This window comes from Pantoea sp. CFSAN033090, assembly GCF_001264395.1.
In the GTDB taxonomy this organism is placed as follows: domain Bacteria; phylum Pseudomonadota; class Gammaproteobacteria; order Enterobacterales; family Enterobacteriaceae; genus Pantoea; species Pantoea agglomerans.
The window spans coordinates 103,224-119,811 of record NZ_LGYX01000013.1 but is presented as its reverse complement, the minus strand read 5'-3'; the positions used below and the strand labels follow the sequence as shown (position 1 = coordinate 119,811).

The window sequence follows — 16,588 nt, the reverse complement described above, 5'->3', positions numbered from 1 at the left end:
GCGAGAAACGGGACATAAATAGCCGTCATCTCATTGAAGGTTCTGTGGCTCCTTTGAGGATCCGAATTCATTATCATCAGGATTTAGCTTTGTCATACATGGAGTAAGTCTTATGAGTATAGGTATAAGGCCAGCACAACTTTCTGATGTTGATGGAATTTTCTCAGTCCGAACATCTGTTACGGAGAATCATCTGAGCCGCGAAGAAATGCGAAGAATGGGGATCACCGAAAGCGTCGTGGGCGATATGATCAAAAATGACCATTGCGCATGGGTTGCCTGTGATAACGAAAAACTATTGGTTTTTCAATGATTTTAACGGATAAAGGCTGCCTTTATGGTCTTTTTGTTCTTCCTGAATACGAAAGCAGAGGTATAGGTCGCAGACTCACTATGCTTGCGGAACAGGAGTTATTCAGACATCACGAAATTGCCTGGCTGGAAACCGATGAAAACAGCCGTGCGGCAAAATTTTACATGTAACTCGGCTGGGGTAATAAAGCAAATTTGGATGGCACTTTCATCCGGTTAGAAAAGCAACGTGATAGTTGATCTTCTTCATCTCTCATCGAGTTCCGCTTTTGCACGCAGCAGATCTGCGCTCTGGAAGGGCCGCTATGAGCGAGAAGCGGACGCCCGGTGTCCGCTAATGTGAACTCGCCAGGTTACTTAAACCGTCTCCCTGCCTCATCAGTCACCTTTTCTCCATCCTCTTTGGTGAAAGAACCTTTCTGACCTTCAGGGAGAATATCCAGCACAATTTCTGAGGGACGGCAAAGTCGTGTCCCTAACGGTGACACTACTACCGGCCTGTTAATCAGGATCGGGTGCTGAAGCATAAAATCGATCAACTGCGCATCAGAAAATTTATCTTCATCCAGACCCAATCGCTCATAAGGCTCAACATTCTTACGCAGCAATGCACGTACAGAAATCCCCATTTCTGAAATCAGCCTGGTAAGCTCTTCTCGTGTCGGTGGCGTATCGAGATAATAAATAATTGTTGGTTCGTTGCCGCTGTTACGGATCATCTCCAGCGTGTTACGTGAGGTGCCACAGGCCGGGTTATGATAGATGGTAATATTGCTCATATCAGTATCTCATTACAAAGTGACAGAGAGCCGCCATACCAGCGCGGCCAGAGTAACGAACAGCACGGGCAGGGTCATAATTATGCCTGTCCGGAAGTAATATCCCCAGGTAATGCTCATGTTTTTCTGTGCCAGTACATGCAGCCACAGCAGGGTTGCCAGACTCCCGATTGGGGTAATTTTGGGACCTAAATCGCATCCAATCACATTGGCGTAAATCATTGCTTCTCTGACGACGCCAGTCGCAGTACTCCCGTCAATGGACAGCGCACCAATCAGCACCGTCGGCATATTGTTCATCACCGACGACATGAAGGCAGTCAGGAAGCCGGTGCCGAACGTGGCAGCCCATAAACCGTTGTCTGCCAGCATATTGAGTACGGCAGAAAGATACTCAGTGAGTCCGGCATTACGCAGGCCATAGACGACCAGATACATACCCAGCGAGAAAATCACGATCTGCCAGGGCGCACCACGAAGCACTTTCCCGGTATTAATGGCCTGGCACCTCTTTGCCACCACGAACAGCACCGCTGCGCCAACTGCTGCTATAGCGCTGACAGGGATCCCCAGCGGCTCAAGAACAAAGAAACCGACCAGCAGGAACAGCAGAACAATCCAGCCAGCCCTGAACGTCGCAGGATCCTTAATCGCACTGCCAGGAATCTTCAGCAGTGAGACGTCATATCTGACAGGGATATCGCGGCGGAAGAAGAGATGCAGCATGACCAGCGTGGCAGCAATGGCTGCCAGATTCACAGGAACCATCACGGAGGCGTACTGCGTAAAGCGCAGGCCAAAGAAATCCGCCGAGACAATATTTACCAGGTTAGAGACAATCAGCGGCAGGCTGGCGGTATCAGCGATGAATCCTGCAGCCATGACAAATGCCAGTGTCGTTCCCTGGCTGAACCCCAGAGCGAGCAGCATCGCAATCACAATCGGTGTCAGTATCAGTGCTGCACCGTCGTTAGCAAACAGCGCAGCAACAGCAGCGCCAAGCAGTACTATCCACGTAAACAACAGGCGACCGCGCCCGTTACCCCAGCGGGAAACATGCAGTGCGGCCCATTCAAAGAAACCAGACTCATCGAGCAGCAGGCTGATGACGATTACCGCAATGAACGCCGCTGTTGCATTCCAGACGACAGGGATATCTTCAAAGTGGATGACTCCCGTTCCCAGCGCCAGCACGGCTCCGATACTTGCGCTCCAGCCAATGCTGAGGCCTCTGGGCTGCCAGATGACCAGGACAAGCGTGAGTATAAAGATACTTCCTGCCAGAAACATGCTCAGACTCCTTTATATATGCGTATGTGTATGTGATTAAGCTTGTCAGCAGGAAGTACATGCGGATTTTTCCAGTCGTTCACGCACATCATCGCGCAGGCAGTGCCATGCCGTCGTTATCGTCTCGCCGGCCCATGCGGGCATGTGGGGTGAGAGACGGTAGTGAATCCATTTCCCTTCCCGACGGTCCAGTACCAGTTCAGCCTCACGCAGGATAGCCATGTGACGGGAAATTTTAGGCTGTGATTCAGTGGTAGCCGCACATATATCGCATACGCACAGTTCGCCCGATTCCCGGAGAAGCATGACAATTGCGAGCCGGGTTTCATCCGACAGGATCTTAAAAAGCTGAACAGGCTGTAGCATTTATTACTCCATTCCCTTTAGAATACACATATGTTAAATCATATGTGTATATTTTGAAATCACCAGAGCCACCCGAAGGAGAAAAAATGGAGCACTTTCCTGCCCTGAACGCTGATTGCTTCGATCAGCATATTGCTGAACGTCTGCAGCTCCATGAGCCGCCACGCATTCTGATTCTGTATGGCTCGGTAAGAGAGCGTTCTTACAGTCGTTTTACAGCAGAGGAAGCAGGTCGCCTGCTGGAGGCGATGGGAGCGGAGGTCAGACTGTTTAACCCTTCAGGTTTACCCCTGCCGGACGACGCCCCGGATACGCACCCAAAAGTCACCGAGTTGCGCGGGTTGGTCAGGTGGTGTGACGGGATGGTGTGGAGTTCCCCGGAGCGGCATGGGGCAATGAGTGCCGTGATGAAGGCACAAATCGACTGGATTCCCTTAAGCGAAGGGGCCGTTCGCCCATCCCAGGGAAAAACTCTGGCGGTCATGCAGGTATGCGGCGGTTCGCAATCTTTCAATGCCGTGAACCAGATGCGAATTCTGGGACGCTGGATGCGGATGTTTACGATCCCCAACCAGTCTTCAGTGGCCAAAGCATGGCAGGAATTTGATGAGAACGGGAGAATGAAACCCTCGTCCTGGTATGATCGTATCGTCGATGTCGCCGAAGAGTTGTTTAAAATCACCCTTATACTCAAGGGACAGACCGGTTACCTTGCCGATCGCTACAGTGAACGAAAAGAGAGCCATGAGGAGCTTTCATCCCGCGTTAATCAAGACAAAATATGACGTTCCTGTTTTCATGAATTCATGCTGTGTGAACTCAACAACGTCCGCTCCTGGCATAGAGTGGTCTGACATCGGATAATGCGCGCTATGAGCGAAAAGCGGATGCGATGAAATGAACGCTTACGACCTTATTCGATCACGATTTTTCACTCATCTCTGGCCAGCGTATTGCCTGCAGCACAGCCCTGCCTCTGCCGACCCAGGGTGATCCAGACCATTAGCGCGCAAATCAGCGTGACAGCAGCCAGAACTCTAAAAAGAAACGTATACGCAGTGTCATAACTGTCCTGAAGCAATAATCGTGAAATACCGGGTAACATCGCAGCGGCCTGCTCAGTACTGCCGCCACCCAGCCATGCAGCAGCCTGGTGAATGACCTCTGGCGCATACCCGTGAACGGTGTTTTTCAGATTCAAATCATTCATTTCTGTTAAAAATGCTGACGCCATCGCCAGAGCGATCCCTTCTCCGGCAACGCGAACGGTATTAAAGAGGCCTGCGGCCATGCCCGCTTTCTCCACAGATACAGCTGAAAGTGCCAGACCATCCATCAGTCCCCATGGAAGCGCAGCGCCGGTACCCGTCATAATCAGTGAAAGCACAAGAAAATTACTGCTGTTACCCGGTAGTGCGTATCCGAGGAAAAGCAGCCCGACTGATGCAATAATAAGTCCCGCAGCTGAAACGGTTCCCGGAGAAAACCACCTTGTCAGCAGTGCGGCAATGGACGGGAAAACCAGCATTGGAGACGTCAGCGCCATAAGATAAAAAGCGCTCCGGGACTCACTCATCCCATCACCGCCCATAAAATGCAGCGGAATAATAATCAGCAGCACAACATAGCAATAGCATGTTGCTATCGGCAGTAGCAGAACGCCAGCAAAGCGCGGGCGCAGCAGCAGAGAGATATCCAGAACAGGATTTTCAACCCCCAGGCAACGCACTACAAACCCGCTGAAAAGCAGCATGGCGGAAATGAAAAGGGCGAGTGTGGGAAACGATAATAACCCCAAGGCAGGTATAAGCATCACCGCTGATGTAAATAACATCAGGGCTGCAGTAAAGATGATTAATCCTGTGCCGTCTGGTTTCTGATGTCCGCTCTCTTCTGATGCTGGCAGAAACGCAGCACCGGTCAAAATTACAATGCCTGAAAGCAGAGCTAACATGGCATACAACCATCTCCAGCCCAAAGCATCCGTAATGAAACCCATCAACACAGGGCCGAACGCCAGGCCCACGCCAAACATAGTGCCAAGTATGCTGAAGGCCCGTGTCCTGTCCGTACCTTCATAGAGACGGGCCAGTGCAGCGCTGCCGCTGGCCAATATCAAGGCCGCCGCAAGACCCTGCAGTGACCTGAACAACCCAGCCATAAAGATATCCTGTGTCAGGCAGATCATAACGCTGCTCAGGCAAAACAGGGCTGAGCCTGCGGTAAAAATGCGCTTTCTGCCAGTAACATCCGCAGCAACACCGGCTGACAACAAGAAACTGCCGAAAGTCAGCATAAATCCATTCGTCAGCCATGACAGCGCGGCAGGCGAGCCGCCAAGAGCCTGTTGTATTGCCGGCGTGGAGATTACACCACCGGTAAAGCTTAACGGCAGCAATACAGCCGCCAGATAGACAGAAAAGGCTGCCATATCCCTGGCATATGGACTGGGTGTTCTGGCTGAAGTTGCCATTGGGTGACCTTATGTTTCCGAAAAGCGGATGGGTTAACAAACTTCAGCAATGTTATTGCAGACATCAGAGTGAATAAATACACTGAAAATCTCTTCTTAACGGACATTAAGTTTATAATCAATGGACAGTCTGACCTCTCTTACTTCGTTTGTCCGGACAGCGGAGACGCTAAGTTTTGTACAGGCCGCAAGGTTGCTTGGGATTTCTGCCTCAGCGGTCGGGAAGAATGTCGCCAGACTTGAGCATAAACTGGGCGTACGTCTCTTATACCGCAGTACAAGAAACGTGAGTCTGACAGCGGAGGGGGCTGCTTTATTAATCCGCTGCCAGCATATCCTTGAGCAATTACAGGAGGCGGAGTCAGAACTGACGAGCAGCTTAGCGCAGCCTGCCGGGAGGCTCAGGGTTTCACTTCCTGTCATTGGCTACAGGTTGATCCTTCCTCTTCTGCCGGACTTTTCCCGCCGTTATCCTCATGTAGAACTCGATCTCGATTTCAGCGACCGGCTGGTAAACATCATTGATGAAGGATTTGATGTAGCCATACGAAGCGGTGAACTGACGGACTCCCGACTGAAATCTAAAAAGGTTGGTGATTTTCGTTTTGTGCTCTGCGCCAGCCCTGCTTATTTGAATGAGTATGGCGTACCCAGCTCGCCAGCGGATTTAACGATGCACAGGTGCATTTCTTTTCGTTTTCCCTCAACGGGGCTGCTCCAGCCCTGGGAACTGCGCGGTATGTGCCCGGGTGCTGACTTGAGGACAGCCTCTGTACTGACCGTAAATAATATAGAGGCTTCTGTTCGCCTGAGCCTGTCAGGTATGGGGATTTGCTATGTGCCCGGTTTTGTCGTTCGCGAATCTTTGAACACGGGGCAACTGAAAGAGGTATTGCCAGGTAGCTGTACCAGGCAGGGGGTTTTCTCGGCACTCTGGCCAGCCAGCCGGTATCTCTCACCGAGAATACGCTGCTTTGTCGATTTTATTGGTGAGTCCGGCCTGTCTCTGTAATCTGTACCAGGCAGTTAATGCTTTCTGAAATCGTATGCACTTTTATGCTTATTTTAAAATCATGAACGTCCGCTCCTGGCATAAAAGGGACTGGTAACAGTCAGATGTCCGCTAAGAACGAGAAGCGGTCGTTGATTACGCGTAATACAGCGACCTGCTACAAGGCTTCAAATGGTTGAATCCTATAACAGAAGTAGATAATAAAGGTTTATGCTCAAGCAATATGTTACTGGTCTACGAGATGGCAGCTTTCTTTATTAAGGGGTACATATGAAAACACCTGCATTGGAAACATCGCGCCTTTATCTTCGTCCACTTCAAGCCGAAGATGCTCTTCAAATCCAGAAGATTTTTCCGCAGTGGGAAATTGTTCGCCATCTTGCCGCAGGATTTCCCTGGCCTTTCCCTGACGATGGAGCCAGTCGTTATGTCAACATGCTCGCGCTACCTGCATCAGCCAAAGGATTAGCCTGGTTCTGGACCATAAGACGTAAAGAAGAACCATCAGCTATGATTGGGCTGATAAGCCTTTCAGATGAAAAGGATAACAACCGTGGATTCTGGATTGTGCCTGAGTGGCAGCGTAAAGGGTATATGTCTGAAGCATGTTACGTAGTTACTGATTTTTGGTTTAATACTCTTCATCGGGAAGTTTTGCGAGCGCCAAAAGCAAGCGCAAATAGCGCATCAAAAAAAATATCATTGAATAACGGAATGCGGCTTGTTCAGAATTGCAAGAAACAATATATCGAAGGCGAACTGGATTCTGAGTTATGGGAAATAACCAGGCAAGAGTGGAACAGTCAAAAAATCTGACCAGAGGCATAGTGTAAAAGGAAAATCTTAACCTTTGTTACTCTGAGTCCGTTCCTGGCACAAAGCAGCCGTTCTTTCGGCGACTTATTTAAACAACACGGGGAACAGTTTATTCCCCGTGTCTGGCAGGAATAATACCCGCCGCGCGTTCATCATGATTACGGTTGCTTGCTGTTACCCAGCACTTTGTTAATCGCTTCGGTCCCACATTGATCGTCGGATTCCGCGCCGCCGGTGCCCGCCATGCCGATAGCGCCGATCCACTGGCCGCGATATTGCACCGGCACGCCGCCGCCAAGCAGCAATAGCTCATTAACCGTATTCAGATTGACGCTTTCCGGTGAGGATTGCGCCTTTATGGTCAATAGTCTGGTCGGCGTTTTGGTGGAGAGCGCAGTAAACGCTTTACGCCATGCCGCCTGGGTGTTGTGCGGCCCCACGTTGTCATCCCGCATTAGCGTGACCAGGTTTCCACCCCGATCCACCACGGCGACTACGCCCTGACGATTCATGTTATGGCAGGCGGACAAAGCCTCCGTCGCCAGTTGATTACTCAGCGCCTGCGTCATGTCATAGACAGAGGCTGGCTCAGCAGCGAGCGCCACGGCAGGTCCGGTAGTCATCATCAATGCCAGCAGTAAACGTTTCATTTATTTCAGCTCCCGCGATAGGTGGAATATCCGTACTGGCTCAGCAGCAACGGAATGTGATAGGTGGTCGTGGTATTGGTGATATGGAACTCCACCGGGATTTCGGGGAAGAAACTCTGCTGTTGATGTGCCGCAAAATAGTGACCGGTTTTAAAAATCACCCGATAGTCACCCGCCTCAAAGGGCTTTGCTGGCCACAGGGCATCTATCCGACCCTGCTGGTTAGTATTGGCGGTATTCAGTACTTTCCAGCTTTCTCCCTGTTTCTGCTCAAGCATTACCTCAACCTCTGAGGCCGGCAGCCCGGTCTGCTGGTTCAGCACGTGAACGCTCAGCGGATTTTTACTGGCCGCGAAGGTGACCGTGGGAACGGCAAGCAGCGTGGTGAGGGCCAGGGCAGTGAGACTCTTTTTCATTTTTTAATACTCCGGTGTTAATCACCCCGCTGTTATACCTGTACGGTTGTTCGTTCTGCCTGTCAGAAAGATGACCATATTGTCATCTGGCGCTGAAACGCTGGGGCGGTCATAAATTTCATGGCAAACTGCGCCGATGAAACTATTACTGATCGAAGATAACCAGAAGGCTAGCGCCTGGGTGCGTAAGGGGCTGGAAGAAGCGGGCTATATCGTGGATTACGCCGCAGACGGCCGGGATGGCCTGCATCTGGGGCTGTCACATCCCTACAGCCTGGTGATACTGGATATTATGCTGCCGGGGATGGATGGGTGGCAGGTGCTGAAAACCCTGCGTACCGCCAGTCAGATTCCGGTAATTTGCCTGACTGCCAGAGACTCGGTGAATGATCGGGTGAAAGGGCTGGAACTGGGGGCCAATGATTACCTGGTTAAGCCGTTCTCTTTTGCGGAGTTGCTGGCTCGGGTAAGAAATCAGCTCCGGCAGCAGCAGCCGCACAGTAGCGTCCTGCGGGTAGGCGATCTGGTGCTGGACTCAGCGCGCTTTCAGGTTCTGCGTGACGGTGTCACTCTTGCACTGACGCGCAAAGAGTTCATGCTGTTATGGCTGCTCGCCAGCCGTCACGGTGAGATTCTGCCGCGGACGCTGCTGGCCAGCGAAATATGGGGCGTTAATTTCGACAGTGAAACCAACATCGTCGATGTTGCTATCCGTCGCCTGCGCCGTAAAGTCGACGATCCCTTTCCTCAAAAGCTCATCACTACGGTAAGGGGCATGGGGTATTGCCTGTCAGAAAAAGGAGGCGAGGGTGACTAGCCCTTCTCTGACGCTGCGGCTGACGGCGATTTTTACGCTAATCATGGCGATGGCCTGTGGCGGCATCAGCCTGATTCTGTATAAAGCGTTACGCAGCGAACTGGTCTGGCGGGACGATCAAACGCTGATTAATCGGGCGGCGCAGTTAAGACAACTGCTTGAAGATGGTGCCCATCCCAGCTCGCTGCCGCTCTACTTCAACCGGATGGTCGATATCCATCAGGACATTCTCAGCATCCGCTCGCAGCATGAGCAAAACGTCAGTATTAATCATACCGGGATAACGTTGCCTGCGATCTCCCCCACGCCGGTCAGTACGCCACCCAGTGAGATACAGCTGCACCGCTGGATCAATGCGGATAAGACGGAAGCGTCGGCGTTAAGCCTGCAGGCAAACTCCTCGCTCGGGCCGGTAACCATTACGCTTGCCCGGGTCGCGCGGGAGCGGGCATTGATGCTGGAGCGTTATCGCCAGCAAAGCATTCTGGTTTCACTGGCGGCCATTTTGCTGTGCGCCGCTGTCAGTCCGCTGTTGATTCGCAGAGGGCTAAGGGCGATCGGCCGGTTAAGTAAGATCGTGGCAGAAACGGCCAGTGACCGGTTAAATCAGCCCGTGCCGCTTCAGGCTATCCCGCAGGAGCTGCTACCGATTGGCAATGCGCTTAACGCTATGCGTCAGCGCTTATCCACGGACTTTATCCGTCTGACCCAGTTTGCCGACGATCTGGCGCACGAAATCCGCACGCCCATTAATGTGTTACTGGGCCAGAATCAGGTCGCGCTGGGTCATGAACGCTCAGCCGCTGAATATCAGACGCTGCTCGAAGGCAACATTGAAGAGCTTGAGAGTCTGTCGCGTCTCACTGAAAACATTCTCTTCCTGGCTCGCGCCACGCACCACAATATCAGACTCAATAAACAGGACTTCCTGCTGCAGGACGCGCTGGAATCGCTGATCGACTTTCTTGAACCGGTTGCGGAAGAGCAGGAGAAGGCCATTGAGCTGAGCGCCGCAGGCAGCCTCACCGCGGATAAAATGCTGTTCCAGCGTGCGATGAGTAACCTGCTGATCAACGCCATTCGTTATTCGCCAGAAAAAGGCACGATTCAGGTCAGTACCTGTCATCACGCTGACTATGTTGAGATTGAGGTGTCGAACGCGGGCGAAGCGCTGGAGGAGCCTGAAAAATTATTTGAACGCTTCTGGCGGGGCGATAACGTCCGTCATACGGCCGGAAGCGGGCTGGGACTGTCGCTGGTGCGCGCAATCGCCGCTTTACATGGCGGAAGCGCTTACTACCGGCATGAGAACGAGCACAATATCTTTGGCCTGCGCCTGCCCCGAAAGTGAGTGTCTGTACGAAAACATTATCTGTGTTGCTTTAATGAAAGCAGAGGGGGATGGAAGCGATCTGCGGAAGTCATAAAGTCAGACACCGCCACCCCCTTGCCTGTTACACGCTACCTAACCGGCACGGTGGTCAGGTAGCGTCAATTACCAGAATATCCCTCGTCACTTTCTCAGGTAAATTCTGGCACCACTGAACATACTGGTGACATCCTGCGGGCCCCATGTTCGCTGGAGTCTGCATCGGCACATGATGGTGATGAGTCTAAAGGCTTGCCCCTTCTACCAGCACAAACGTCCCGTGCGCAGCCCCTGCACGCAACAGCCTGGCAGCCTGATACGCAGGGCTTTCATAAAAACCTTTGGCTTCGGCAAAAGATTCGAACTCAAATACCACATGCCGTTCATGCGCCTCTCCCTCCAGATTTTCATACTGCCCTGACCAGGCAACGATCTTCGGATTAAACGCCTGCATGGCTTCGCCTGCAGCTCTGGCATAGTCAGCGTATGCGACAGGGTCCGATACGGTCACGTGAGCGATTAAATAACCTTTGTTCATTTCTCTTTTCCTTCCTGACAGGGGGTAAAATCCAGCGTAAGGCAGCGCGACTGGCGTGCACCAAATCCGGAATGGGGGCTAAGTTTTCAAATCTTCCTTCGGGTTAACGGATTGAGTGGTGAGTAACAACCTTTTCACTGAGTGCTTCCCGATACCCTGAGCAATGTTTGTCGCGGAACCGGCAGTGTTCTGAGACAGTGCTTATGTACACAAATCTGCATGGCAGTTCGCAACAGCGTTAAGCCTTTCAGAGAGACGATTCACCCTCATAACGTTCAGATCGCGTTCTGCAATATCCGCGGTGTGAAAGCAGTCTATTACCCATTAATATGGTGATAAATAACGTAAGAAATAACGCACTGTTACTCTGAAGGGGAACAATGAATGAAAAACCTTGAGGTGCTGATTATTTTTGCACGCGTGGCGGAAATGAAGAGTTTTACTCAGGCAGCTGAAAGCCTGGGAATTCAGAAAGGACGCGCCTCATTAGTGGTGCGCGAACTCGAAAGGGAGACAGGCGCCACGCTTCTGCATCGCACCACGCGAACAGTGCAGTTAACGGAAGATGGACGGGCTTTTTACTCACGCGCCCGCGATCTGCTATCGGAAGCCGAAGAGTTACAGTCCATGTTCTCTCACGATGGGATGTCACTGCGGGGCAGGATACGCGTTGATATGCCTGCCGTGCTGGCACAATGCGTGGTGATCCCCGCGCTGCCTCAGTTGCTGGAGGCACACCCTGAACTGGAGATCGAGCTTTCAAGTACCGATCGGCGCGTTGATTTAGTTCATGAAGGGTTTGATTGTGTTATTCGTCTGGGGCCAATCGTTGATGACACGCTTATTGCTCGCCCGCTGGGGAAACTACGCATGATTAATGCCGCCAGTCCCAGCTATCTGGCGCGCTTTGGGATACCGCAGACGATTGATGACCTTCTCAGTCAGGGACACCAGATGGTCCATTACCAGCGGAGCTTTGGTTCGAAGCCAGATGGCTGGGAGTATCCGGTGGATGGCGGCTATCAATTGCTGATGTTACCCGGCGCCATAAGGGTAAATAGCGTACCGGCCTATCATGAGGCGGGACTGGCCGGGCTGGGCTTGATTCAGGGCGGTTACTCCACGCTGGCGCCCTATATTGAGCGCGGTGCGCTGGTTGAAGTCCTTACCGATCTGTGTCCTGAGCCGCTCAGTGCCTCTTTTGTTGTCGCACACCGACGAAATCTGTCGCGGCGTGTCAGAGCCTTTATGCACTGGACAGAAGAAATTTTAAAACCTTATTTTGACAGATAGCACAGTGATTCTTACGCCAGATAAAAGTACACCAACAGGGTATGTGGCGAACCAAACCAGAAGTACAAATTTAATCACCGCTATGCTAATATTTCCGCGCTTATTAAGGCGTCCTGCCATGCGTAGAATTTTTGGGAACGCAGTATGATCGATAAATATCAAATTCATCATGACGTCGATGTGCTGCTTTTCATACGCCACATCTGCAAACTCGTTTATACGGGACTTATTTTGCTGCTGCTTATTCCTCATATTGCCAGTGCCGAAATAAAAGATGGCAAAGCCAATGATATCGTCAGTGGTATTATCAGCTTCACCCAGTGGACCGGCTTAAAACAACCGCCTCAATTATGTATTTTTTCTTCAGCCCGGCATCTCTCCTTGCCGGACAATGCCTCCTCGGCGGCAGCCACATTCACCGTTGTTTATCTTGCCAGCGCAGGCGACCTGCCGTCGCACAGATGCGACGCCGTCTATTTCGGCGATCAGACGTCACAACAGCAGGTGGACCTTATTCAGCAGTTTAAGGGCAGAGACGTTCTTACACTCGCGGAGAACAATGCGGATTGCACGCGGGGCGCCGCGTTTTGCCTGATTTTTCATTCGGGCCACACGCTTTTTTCCGTTAACCTTGATTCGCTTGCCAGAAGCGGTGTCAGGGTGAGTCCGGACGTGCTTTTGCTGTCCCGCGAGAGAAGCGAATAAAATGAAATTCGATAAATTAAGAAATGACAAATCATCGATACGCAATAAACTGCGAAAAATAAGCACCATCAACGCTGCGGTGATATTACTGTTGTGCTGGCTGTTGCTCTCCTCGACGTCGCTGCTATTCATTAAAAATTACGAGAAGCGAAACCTTGAATTAATCGGCGCAACCCTCAGCACCACGCTAACCGCTGCGACCGTTTTTTCCGACAGTTACGATGCGCACAATAAAATTGCACGGCTCGGCAATGAAGGGATGTACGCATCTGCGAAACTGGTCACTAAAGATCAAATTGTTCTGGTCAACTGGCATGCTCAGCAGGAGCAGACGGGCTGGTATTCGCGGTTATTACGTGAGTGGATTTATCTTAAACCGCTTAACGTCAGTATCATTCACTCTGACGTTGCTGTCGGTACATTAACGCTGGAAGGCACCGTGACCGGCGCGGTGAGTTTCATTCGATACTCCTTCATGATTCTGACTAGCGGTATGCTATGTGTCCTGATTATCTCCCTTTTGCTGAGTGAATTTCTGCATCGGGGTATGCTCGCTACGCTGCGCAACATTACCAGTTCGATTCACTATGTGATTCATTCCGGTGATTTTTCCTTGCGTATACCGGAGAGCACGACGAGTGAGTTTCAGCTATTTTCAGATGATCTGAATTCGTTGCTGAGGGAAATGCAATCGCTGAAGGCTTCGCTTATGCGGGATAATCGCTCGCTGGCAGCCAAAGCGCTGGAGGACCCGTTAACCGGTCTTGCAAACCGCAGCGCGTTTGCTGCTCACCTTTCCCGGCTTCTCGACCAGCAATATGCTGAGGAGCGTTTTGCCTTACTCTTTCTTGATGGCGATCGCTTTAAAAGCATCAACGATAACTGGGGCCATGCCGCCGGGGATGAGGTATTAAAAGCGATAGCGGCGCGCCTGTTATCACTGGCATCTGAACAGGATTTAGTCGCCCGGTTAGGTGGGGATGAATTTGCCATGCTGGTGAGCAGTCAGGTCAGTGAGGAGCAATTACAACAACTCATGCAGGACATCCATGACCTCATCATGGAAAAAATCATTCTTGCAGAAGGTACGCCGATAAATACCTCGGTTACCATTGGCTACGCCTGGTCACAACACGGCGATACGGTTGAGTCTATTCTCGAACGCGCTGACATGAATATGTACAAAAATAAGCGAACAAATAAGGCTTAAAGATGAAAAAAAATATTTCCCTGATGCTGCTTATTTTGGCGCTGGTCGGTTGTCAGTCTAAAGAACGTTTTAATGAGGCGCAGATCGCAGCGATGAAGCGTGCGGGATTCACTCAAAATAGGGAAGGCTGGGGATTAGGCTTATCAGACAAGATCCTGTTTGGTGTAAACGAATCAGAACTTACACCCTCCAGCAAAAGAAATATTCAGGGGATGGCAAAAAACCTGGCGTCGACCGGTATTAAGCATGTGCGAATTGACGGGCACACCGATAATTACGGCAAACCAGATTATAACCAACAGCTGTCGCTAAAAAGAGCTAACGCAGTCGCGGCACAGTGGGCGGAAGGGGCTGCTGTACCGCGCGAAAATATTATCACACGTGGATTAGGCATGAGTGCACCCGTTACCAGCAACATTAGCGCGCAGGGACGCGCGCAAAATCGGCGTGTGGCAATTGTGATTACTGCGCCGTGATAATGAGTTAACAGTGAGCAGTGCTGCGCGCTCAGGCCGGTATGACTCAATGTCCTGCCTGGCGGCTTTATCCGGTTACCGATGATGCGTGAAGAGCCGCTGGAAAAGATGAAACGGAGGGGAAAATGCACGGCGGAACCCGCCGTGCAGCGTTGCTATCAGCGATAAAACGCCGGTCTTGCTGGCATAGTGACCGGCACAATTTCACCGGAAGTCTGGGCCGCGACGCAGGCATCAGCGGCCACCGCGGCGGCGTAACCATCCCAGGCGGAGGGACCGGTCATTTCACCGCTGATGACGTTGTTGATAAATGCCTGCAACTCCACGTCATACGCATCGATAAAACGCTTTTTCCAGTCAGTCAGAATGGTGGTGGAGAGCTTAGCCGCGCTGCGTAGCTGCACAGAGACCGGCTCCGGCAGACGAGCAATGCCGCTTTCACCCACCACTTCACACTGAATATCGTAACCATATTCACAGTTCACGAAGATTTCGACATCAATGCGCGCCCCTTTGGTGGTCTCAAGCAGCACGATTTGCGGATCGCGCAGATGTGACGACGCCTTACGGGTTTTACGCGGGAAGATTACCTGCACGCTGGCATAGTCATCATCCAGCAGCCAGCGCAGCACATCGAGTTCGTGGATCAGCGTGTCGGTGATCGCCATGTCGGTGGTGTAGCTGTCGCCCACTTCCGGGTTGCGGTGTGCGCAGTGCAGCATCAAAGGCTCACCAATTTCGCCGCTGTCGATCACCGCTTTTAGTGCGCGATAGCCGCTGTCATAAGGGCGCATAAACCCGACCTGCACCAGCTGACGTCCTGCCTTAATTTCTGCTTCCACAATGTTCATGCAGCCCTGCGCGGTAACCGCCAGCGGTTTTTCGCAGAACACCGCTTTACCCGCCTCAATGCAGGCCAGCACAAAGGCTTCATGCGTCGGGCCCCAGGAGGTGACCAGCACCGCATTGACCTGCGGATCGTTAATCAGATCGATAGCATTGTCATAAATACGCGCTTCCGGCGTCAGCTCGTTAACGATTTGCTGGCAGTTTTCACGGTTGATATCGTTAAGCGCCACCACGCGCGCATTCTGTAACACGGTGCTGCAACGGCGGATGTGTTCGCGACCGATTGCGCCGGTGCCGATGACGCCAATATTAATAGTCATGATAATTCCTTAAGCTGAGTGGTTTAACAGCTGGATGCTGTCGCGGATTTCGCGGGCAATGTCCGCTTCCTGCCAGCTGTTCATCACTGAGGAGAACGGCTCAAAGGCGTAAAGGCCGGTGTAACCCATCTTCTCCAGTCGCTCGACCTGCTGCTTACTGCGCAAGCGGTCTTCCGCGCTGAGCATGATGCGCTCTTCGTCGGTTAGCTGATTAACCGGGCGCGGGTCGGTGACGCCGGAAAGGTGAACCAGACCGATCTGCTGAATATCGATCTCCTGTTCGAAAGTCTGTTCCGCATCTTCAAACAGATGATGATGGAAGGTATCGATCAGCAATCTGAATGGCACACCCGCTTCATGGATCAGCGTCTGAGCCTGAGTAGCCGAACGCAGCGAGCTTTGCGGAAAGCCCAGCGGCTCCACCAGCCCCTGAATACCTGCCTCAGCGAACAGCGGGGCCAGGGTTTTCAGCGCAGTGACAGTGTCGGCAGCGCTGATCGGCGTGCCGTCATTAAGCGGGCAGAGCACCAGCGATTCAGCGCCGACCGCCTGCGCATCACTTAACAGCTGGCGGGTGCGTTGCAGCACCTCTTCATTCAGCTGATTAAAGGGATAGAGCGCATTGATGGTCACAATCCGGATGCCTGACTCACGCGCCAGAGCTTTTACCTCGTCGCCGCTGAGATCGTCGGTGACGCGGCCGCTGGGCATATCATTACGCAGTTCGACATTATGGATACCGAGCTGGCTGACCAGTTTAAAAAACTGCGGAAGGGTGAGGCTGGGCGCAATTTTACGGTTGATGCAAAAGCGCGCGTTGGGAATATTCAGGCTCATAACAATTTCCTTGAATGTAGGGGTACAGTGTTAATAGCAATCGGGTAGTCAGCGTAATGA

At 51.9% G+C, this 16,588-nt stretch carries 20 protein-coding genes; 11 read left to right on the top strand and 9 right to left on the bottom strand.

What is annotated here, in order from left to right; genetic code table 11:
- The first annotated feature begins 112 nt into the window (after positions 1 to 112).
- Together AFL22_RS24515 and AFL22_RS24510 are read left to right on the top strand one after the other, a co-directional pair.
- Positions 113 to 313: a hypothetical protein gene (locus AFL22_RS24515; protein WP_241773186.1), complete on the top strand. Its 201-nt coding sequence runs from the start codon at positions 113 to 115 to the stop codon at positions 311 to 313.
- Entirely contained in the window at positions 310 to 483 is a 174-nt protein-coding gene (locus AFL22_RS24510) for a GNAT family N-acetyltransferase (RefSeq protein WP_241773185.1), read from the top strand. Before AFL22_RS24515 ends, AFL22_RS24510 begins: the two co-directional genes overlap by 4 nt.
- A gap of 182 nt (positions 484 to 665) precedes the next feature.
- Here AFL22_RS24510 and arsC read toward each other — a convergent pair whose 3' ends face one another.
- From arsC to AFL22_RS13515, 3 genes are read right to left on the bottom strand one after another with little or no spacing between them, the layout of a single operon-like run.
- Positions 666 to 1,091: a glutaredoxin-dependent arsenate reductase gene (arsC, locus tag AFL22_RS13525; RefSeq protein ID WP_022624490.1), complete on the bottom strand. Its 426-nt coding sequence runs from the start codon at positions 1,089 to 1,091 to the stop codon at positions 666 to 668.
- Between the two features lie 12 nt (positions 1,092 to 1,103).
- Positions 1,104 to 2,381, bottom strand: a complete 1,278-nt coding sequence (locus AFL22_RS13520; protein WP_052271600.1) for an arsenic transporter — start codon at positions 2,379 to 2,381, stop codon at positions 1,104 to 1,106.
- 45 nt (positions 2,382 to 2,426) lie between these two features.
- Complete coding sequence (locus tag AFL22_RS13515; protein WP_022624488.1) at positions 2,427 to 2,747, bottom strand: transcriptional regulator; 321 nt, start codon at positions 2,745 to 2,747, stop codon at positions 2,427 to 2,429.
- Between the two features lie 86 nt (positions 2,748 to 2,833).
- Here AFL22_RS13515 and arsH point away from each other — a divergent pair, with 86 nt between their 5' ends.
- The gene (gene arsH, locus AFL22_RS13510) at positions 2,834 to 3,532 is read left to right on the top strand and encodes an arsenical resistance protein ArsH (protein WP_031592440.1); all 699 of its coding nucleotides are present in this window, start codon (positions 2,834 to 2,836) and stop codon (positions 3,530 to 3,532) included.
- 146 nt (positions 3,533 to 3,678) lie between these two features.
- Here arsH and AFL22_RS13505 read toward each other — a convergent pair whose 3' ends face one another.
- Entirely contained in the window at positions 3,679 to 5,220 is a 1,542-nt protein-coding gene (locus AFL22_RS13505) for an MFS transporter (protein WP_052271599.1), read from the bottom strand.
- Positions 5,221 to 5,341: 121 nt separating this feature from the next.
- On the opposite strand from AFL22_RS13505, the gene AFL22_RS13500 reads away from it, so the two are divergent.
- Both AFL22_RS13500 and AFL22_RS13495 read left to right on the top strand, forming a co-directional pair.
- On the top strand, positions 5,342 to 6,232 hold the full coding sequence (locus AFL22_RS13500) for a LysR family transcriptional regulator (protein WP_033768515.1): 891 nt from the start codon (positions 5,342 to 5,344) through the stop codon (positions 6,230 to 6,232).
- 270 nt (positions 6,233 to 6,502) lie between these two features.
- Positions 6,503 to 7,048, top strand: a complete 546-nt coding sequence (locus AFL22_RS13495; RefSeq protein WP_052271598.1) for a GNAT family N-acetyltransferase — start codon at positions 6,503 to 6,505, stop codon at positions 7,046 to 7,048.
- 158 nt (positions 7,049 to 7,206) lie between these two features.
- On the opposite strand, the gene AFL22_RS13490 is transcribed toward AFL22_RS13495, so the two are convergent.
- Both AFL22_RS13490 and uraH read right to left on the bottom strand, forming a co-directional pair.
- A complete protein-coding gene (locus AFL22_RS13490) occupies positions 7,207 to 7,698 on the bottom strand; it encodes a heme-binding protein (protein WP_052271597.1) in 492 nt (163 codons plus the stop codon).
- 5 nt (positions 7,699 to 7,703) lie between these two features.
- Positions 7,704 to 8,114, bottom strand: a complete 411-nt coding sequence (uraH, locus tag AFL22_RS13485; protein WP_052271596.1) for a hydroxyisourate hydrolase — start codon at positions 8,112 to 8,114, stop codon at positions 7,704 to 7,706.
- Between the two features lie 136 nt (positions 8,115 to 8,250).
- Here uraH and hprR point away from each other — a divergent pair, with 136 nt between their 5' ends.
- Together hprR and AFL22_RS13475 are read left to right on the top strand one after the other, a co-directional pair.
- The gene (gene hprR / locus AFL22_RS13480) at positions 8,251 to 8,931 is read left to right on the top strand and encodes a response regulator transcription factor HprR (protein WP_052271595.1); all 681 of its coding nucleotides are present in this window, start codon (positions 8,251 to 8,253) and stop codon (positions 8,929 to 8,931) included.
- Positions 8,924 to 10,282, top strand: coding sequence for a heavy metal sensor histidine kinase (locus AFL22_RS13475; protein ID WP_072123920.1), 1,359 nt, complete (start codon positions 8,924 to 8,926; stop codon positions 10,280 to 10,282). The genes hprR and AFL22_RS13475 overlap by 8 nt, the downstream gene beginning before the upstream one ends.
- Before the next feature lie 262 nt (positions 10,283 to 10,544).
- Here AFL22_RS13475 and AFL22_RS13470 read toward each other — a convergent pair whose 3' ends face one another.
- Positions 10,545 to 10,838, bottom strand: coding sequence for a DUF1330 domain-containing protein (locus AFL22_RS13470; protein WP_010670299.1), 294 nt, complete (start codon positions 10,836 to 10,838; stop codon positions 10,545 to 10,547).
- A gap of 384 nt (positions 10,839 to 11,222) precedes the next feature.
- On the opposite strand from AFL22_RS13470, the gene AFL22_RS13465 reads away from it, so the two are divergent.
- The 4 genes from AFL22_RS13465 (at position 11,223) to AFL22_RS13450 (ending at position 14,522) form a co-directional block, all read left to right on the top strand.
- Entirely contained in the window at positions 11,223 to 12,131 is a 909-nt protein-coding gene (locus tag AFL22_RS13465; RefSeq protein WP_052271594.1) for a LysR family transcriptional regulator, read from the top strand.
- Between the two features lie 144 nt (positions 12,132 to 12,275).
- Positions 12,276 to 12,836, top strand: a complete 561-nt coding sequence (locus AFL22_RS13460; protein ID WP_052271593.1) for a YfiR family protein — start codon at positions 12,276 to 12,278, stop codon at positions 12,834 to 12,836.
- Between the two features lies 1 nt (position 12,837).
- Entirely contained in the window at positions 12,838 to 14,046 is a 1,209-nt protein-coding gene (locus AFL22_RS13455; protein ID WP_010670302.1) for a diguanylate cyclase, read from the top strand.
- Between the two features lie 2 nt (positions 14,047 to 14,048).
- On the top strand, positions 14,049 to 14,522 hold the full coding sequence (locus AFL22_RS13450; RefSeq protein ID WP_052271592.1) for an OmpA family protein: 474 nt from the start codon (positions 14,049 to 14,051) through the stop codon (positions 14,520 to 14,522).
- Between the two features lie 158 nt (positions 14,523 to 14,680).
- Here AFL22_RS13450 and AFL22_RS13445 read toward each other — a convergent pair whose 3' ends face one another.
- Together AFL22_RS13445 and AFL22_RS13440 are read right to left on the bottom strand one after the other, a co-directional pair.
- The gene (locus AFL22_RS13445; RefSeq protein WP_010670304.1) at positions 14,681 to 15,691 is read right to left on the bottom strand and encodes a Gfo/Idh/MocA family oxidoreductase; all 1,011 of its coding nucleotides are present in this window, start codon (positions 15,689 to 15,691) and stop codon (positions 14,681 to 14,683) included.
- A 9-nt stretch (positions 15,692 to 15,700) separates the two neighbouring features.
- Entirely contained in the window at positions 15,701 to 16,528 is an 828-nt protein-coding gene (locus AFL22_RS13440; protein ID WP_022624757.1) for a TIM barrel protein, read from the bottom strand.
- Positions 16,529 to 16,588: the final 60 nt, after the last annotated feature.

Excerpts from the sequence above, each read along its gene's own strand:
- AFL22_RS24515 (WP_241773186.1), top strand. The coding sequence starts at position 113 with ATGAGTATAGGTATAAGGCCAGCACAACTTTCTGATGTTGATGGAATT.
- AFL22_RS24510 (WP_241773185.1), top strand. The coding sequence starts at position 310 with ATGATTTTAACGGATAAAGGCTGCCTTTATGGTCTTTTTGTTCTTCCT.
- arsC (WP_022624490.1), bottom strand. The coding sequence starts at position 1,091 with ATGAGCAATATTACCATCTATCATAACCCGGCCTGTGGCACCTCACGT.
- AFL22_RS13520 (WP_052271600.1), bottom strand. The coding sequence starts at position 2,381 with ATGTTTCTGGCAGGAAGTATCTTTATACTCACGCTTGTCCTGGTCATC.
- AFL22_RS13515 (WP_022624488.1), bottom strand. The coding sequence starts at position 2,747 with ATGCTACAGCCTGTTCAGCTTTTTAAGATCCTGTCGGATGAAACCCGG.
- arsH (WP_031592440.1), top strand. The coding sequence starts at position 2,834 with ATGGAGCACTTTCCTGCCCTGAACGCTGATTGCTTCGATCAGCATATT.
- AFL22_RS13505 (WP_052271599.1), bottom strand. The coding sequence starts at position 5,220 with ATGGCAACTTCAGCCAGAACACCCAGTCCATATGCCAGGGATATGGCA.
- AFL22_RS13500 (WP_033768515.1), top strand. The coding sequence starts at position 5,342 with ATGGACAGTCTGACCTCTCTTACTTCGTTTGTCCGGACAGCGGAGACG.
- AFL22_RS13495 (WP_052271598.1), top strand. The coding sequence starts at position 6,503 with ATGAAAACACCTGCATTGGAAACATCGCGCCTTTATCTTCGTCCACTT.
- AFL22_RS13490 (WP_052271597.1), bottom strand. The coding sequence starts at position 7,698 with ATGAAACGTTTACTGCTGGCATTGATGATGACTACCGGACCTGCCGTG.
- uraH (WP_052271596.1), bottom strand. The coding sequence starts at position 8,114 with ATGAAAAAGAGTCTCACTGCCCTGGCCCTCACCACGCTGCTTGCCGTT.
- hprR (WP_052271595.1), top strand. The coding sequence starts at position 8,251 with ATGAAACTATTACTGATCGAAGATAACCAGAAGGCTAGCGCCTGGGTG.
- AFL22_RS13470 (WP_010670299.1), bottom strand. The coding sequence starts at position 10,838 with ATGAACAAAGGTTATTTAATCGCTCACGTGACCGTATCGGACCCTGTC.
- AFL22_RS13465 (WP_052271594.1), top strand. The coding sequence starts at position 11,223 with ATGAAAAACCTTGAGGTGCTGATTATTTTTGCACGCGTGGCGGAAATG.
- AFL22_RS13460 (WP_052271593.1), top strand. The coding sequence starts at position 12,276 with ATGATCGATAAATATCAAATTCATCATGACGTCGATGTGCTGCTTTTC.
- AFL22_RS13455 (WP_010670302.1), top strand. The coding sequence starts at position 12,838 with ATGAAATTCGATAAATTAAGAAATGACAAATCATCGATACGCAATAAA.
- AFL22_RS13450 (WP_052271592.1), top strand. The coding sequence starts at position 14,049 with ATGAAAAAAAATATTTCCCTGATGCTGCTTATTTTGGCGCTGGTCGGT.
- AFL22_RS13445 (WP_010670304.1), bottom strand. The coding sequence starts at position 15,691 with ATGACTATTAATATTGGCGTCATCGGCACCGGCGCAATCGGTCGCGAA.
- AFL22_RS13440 (WP_022624757.1), bottom strand. The coding sequence starts at position 16,528 with ATGAGCCTGAATATTCCCAACGCGCGCTTTTGCATCAACCGTAAAATT.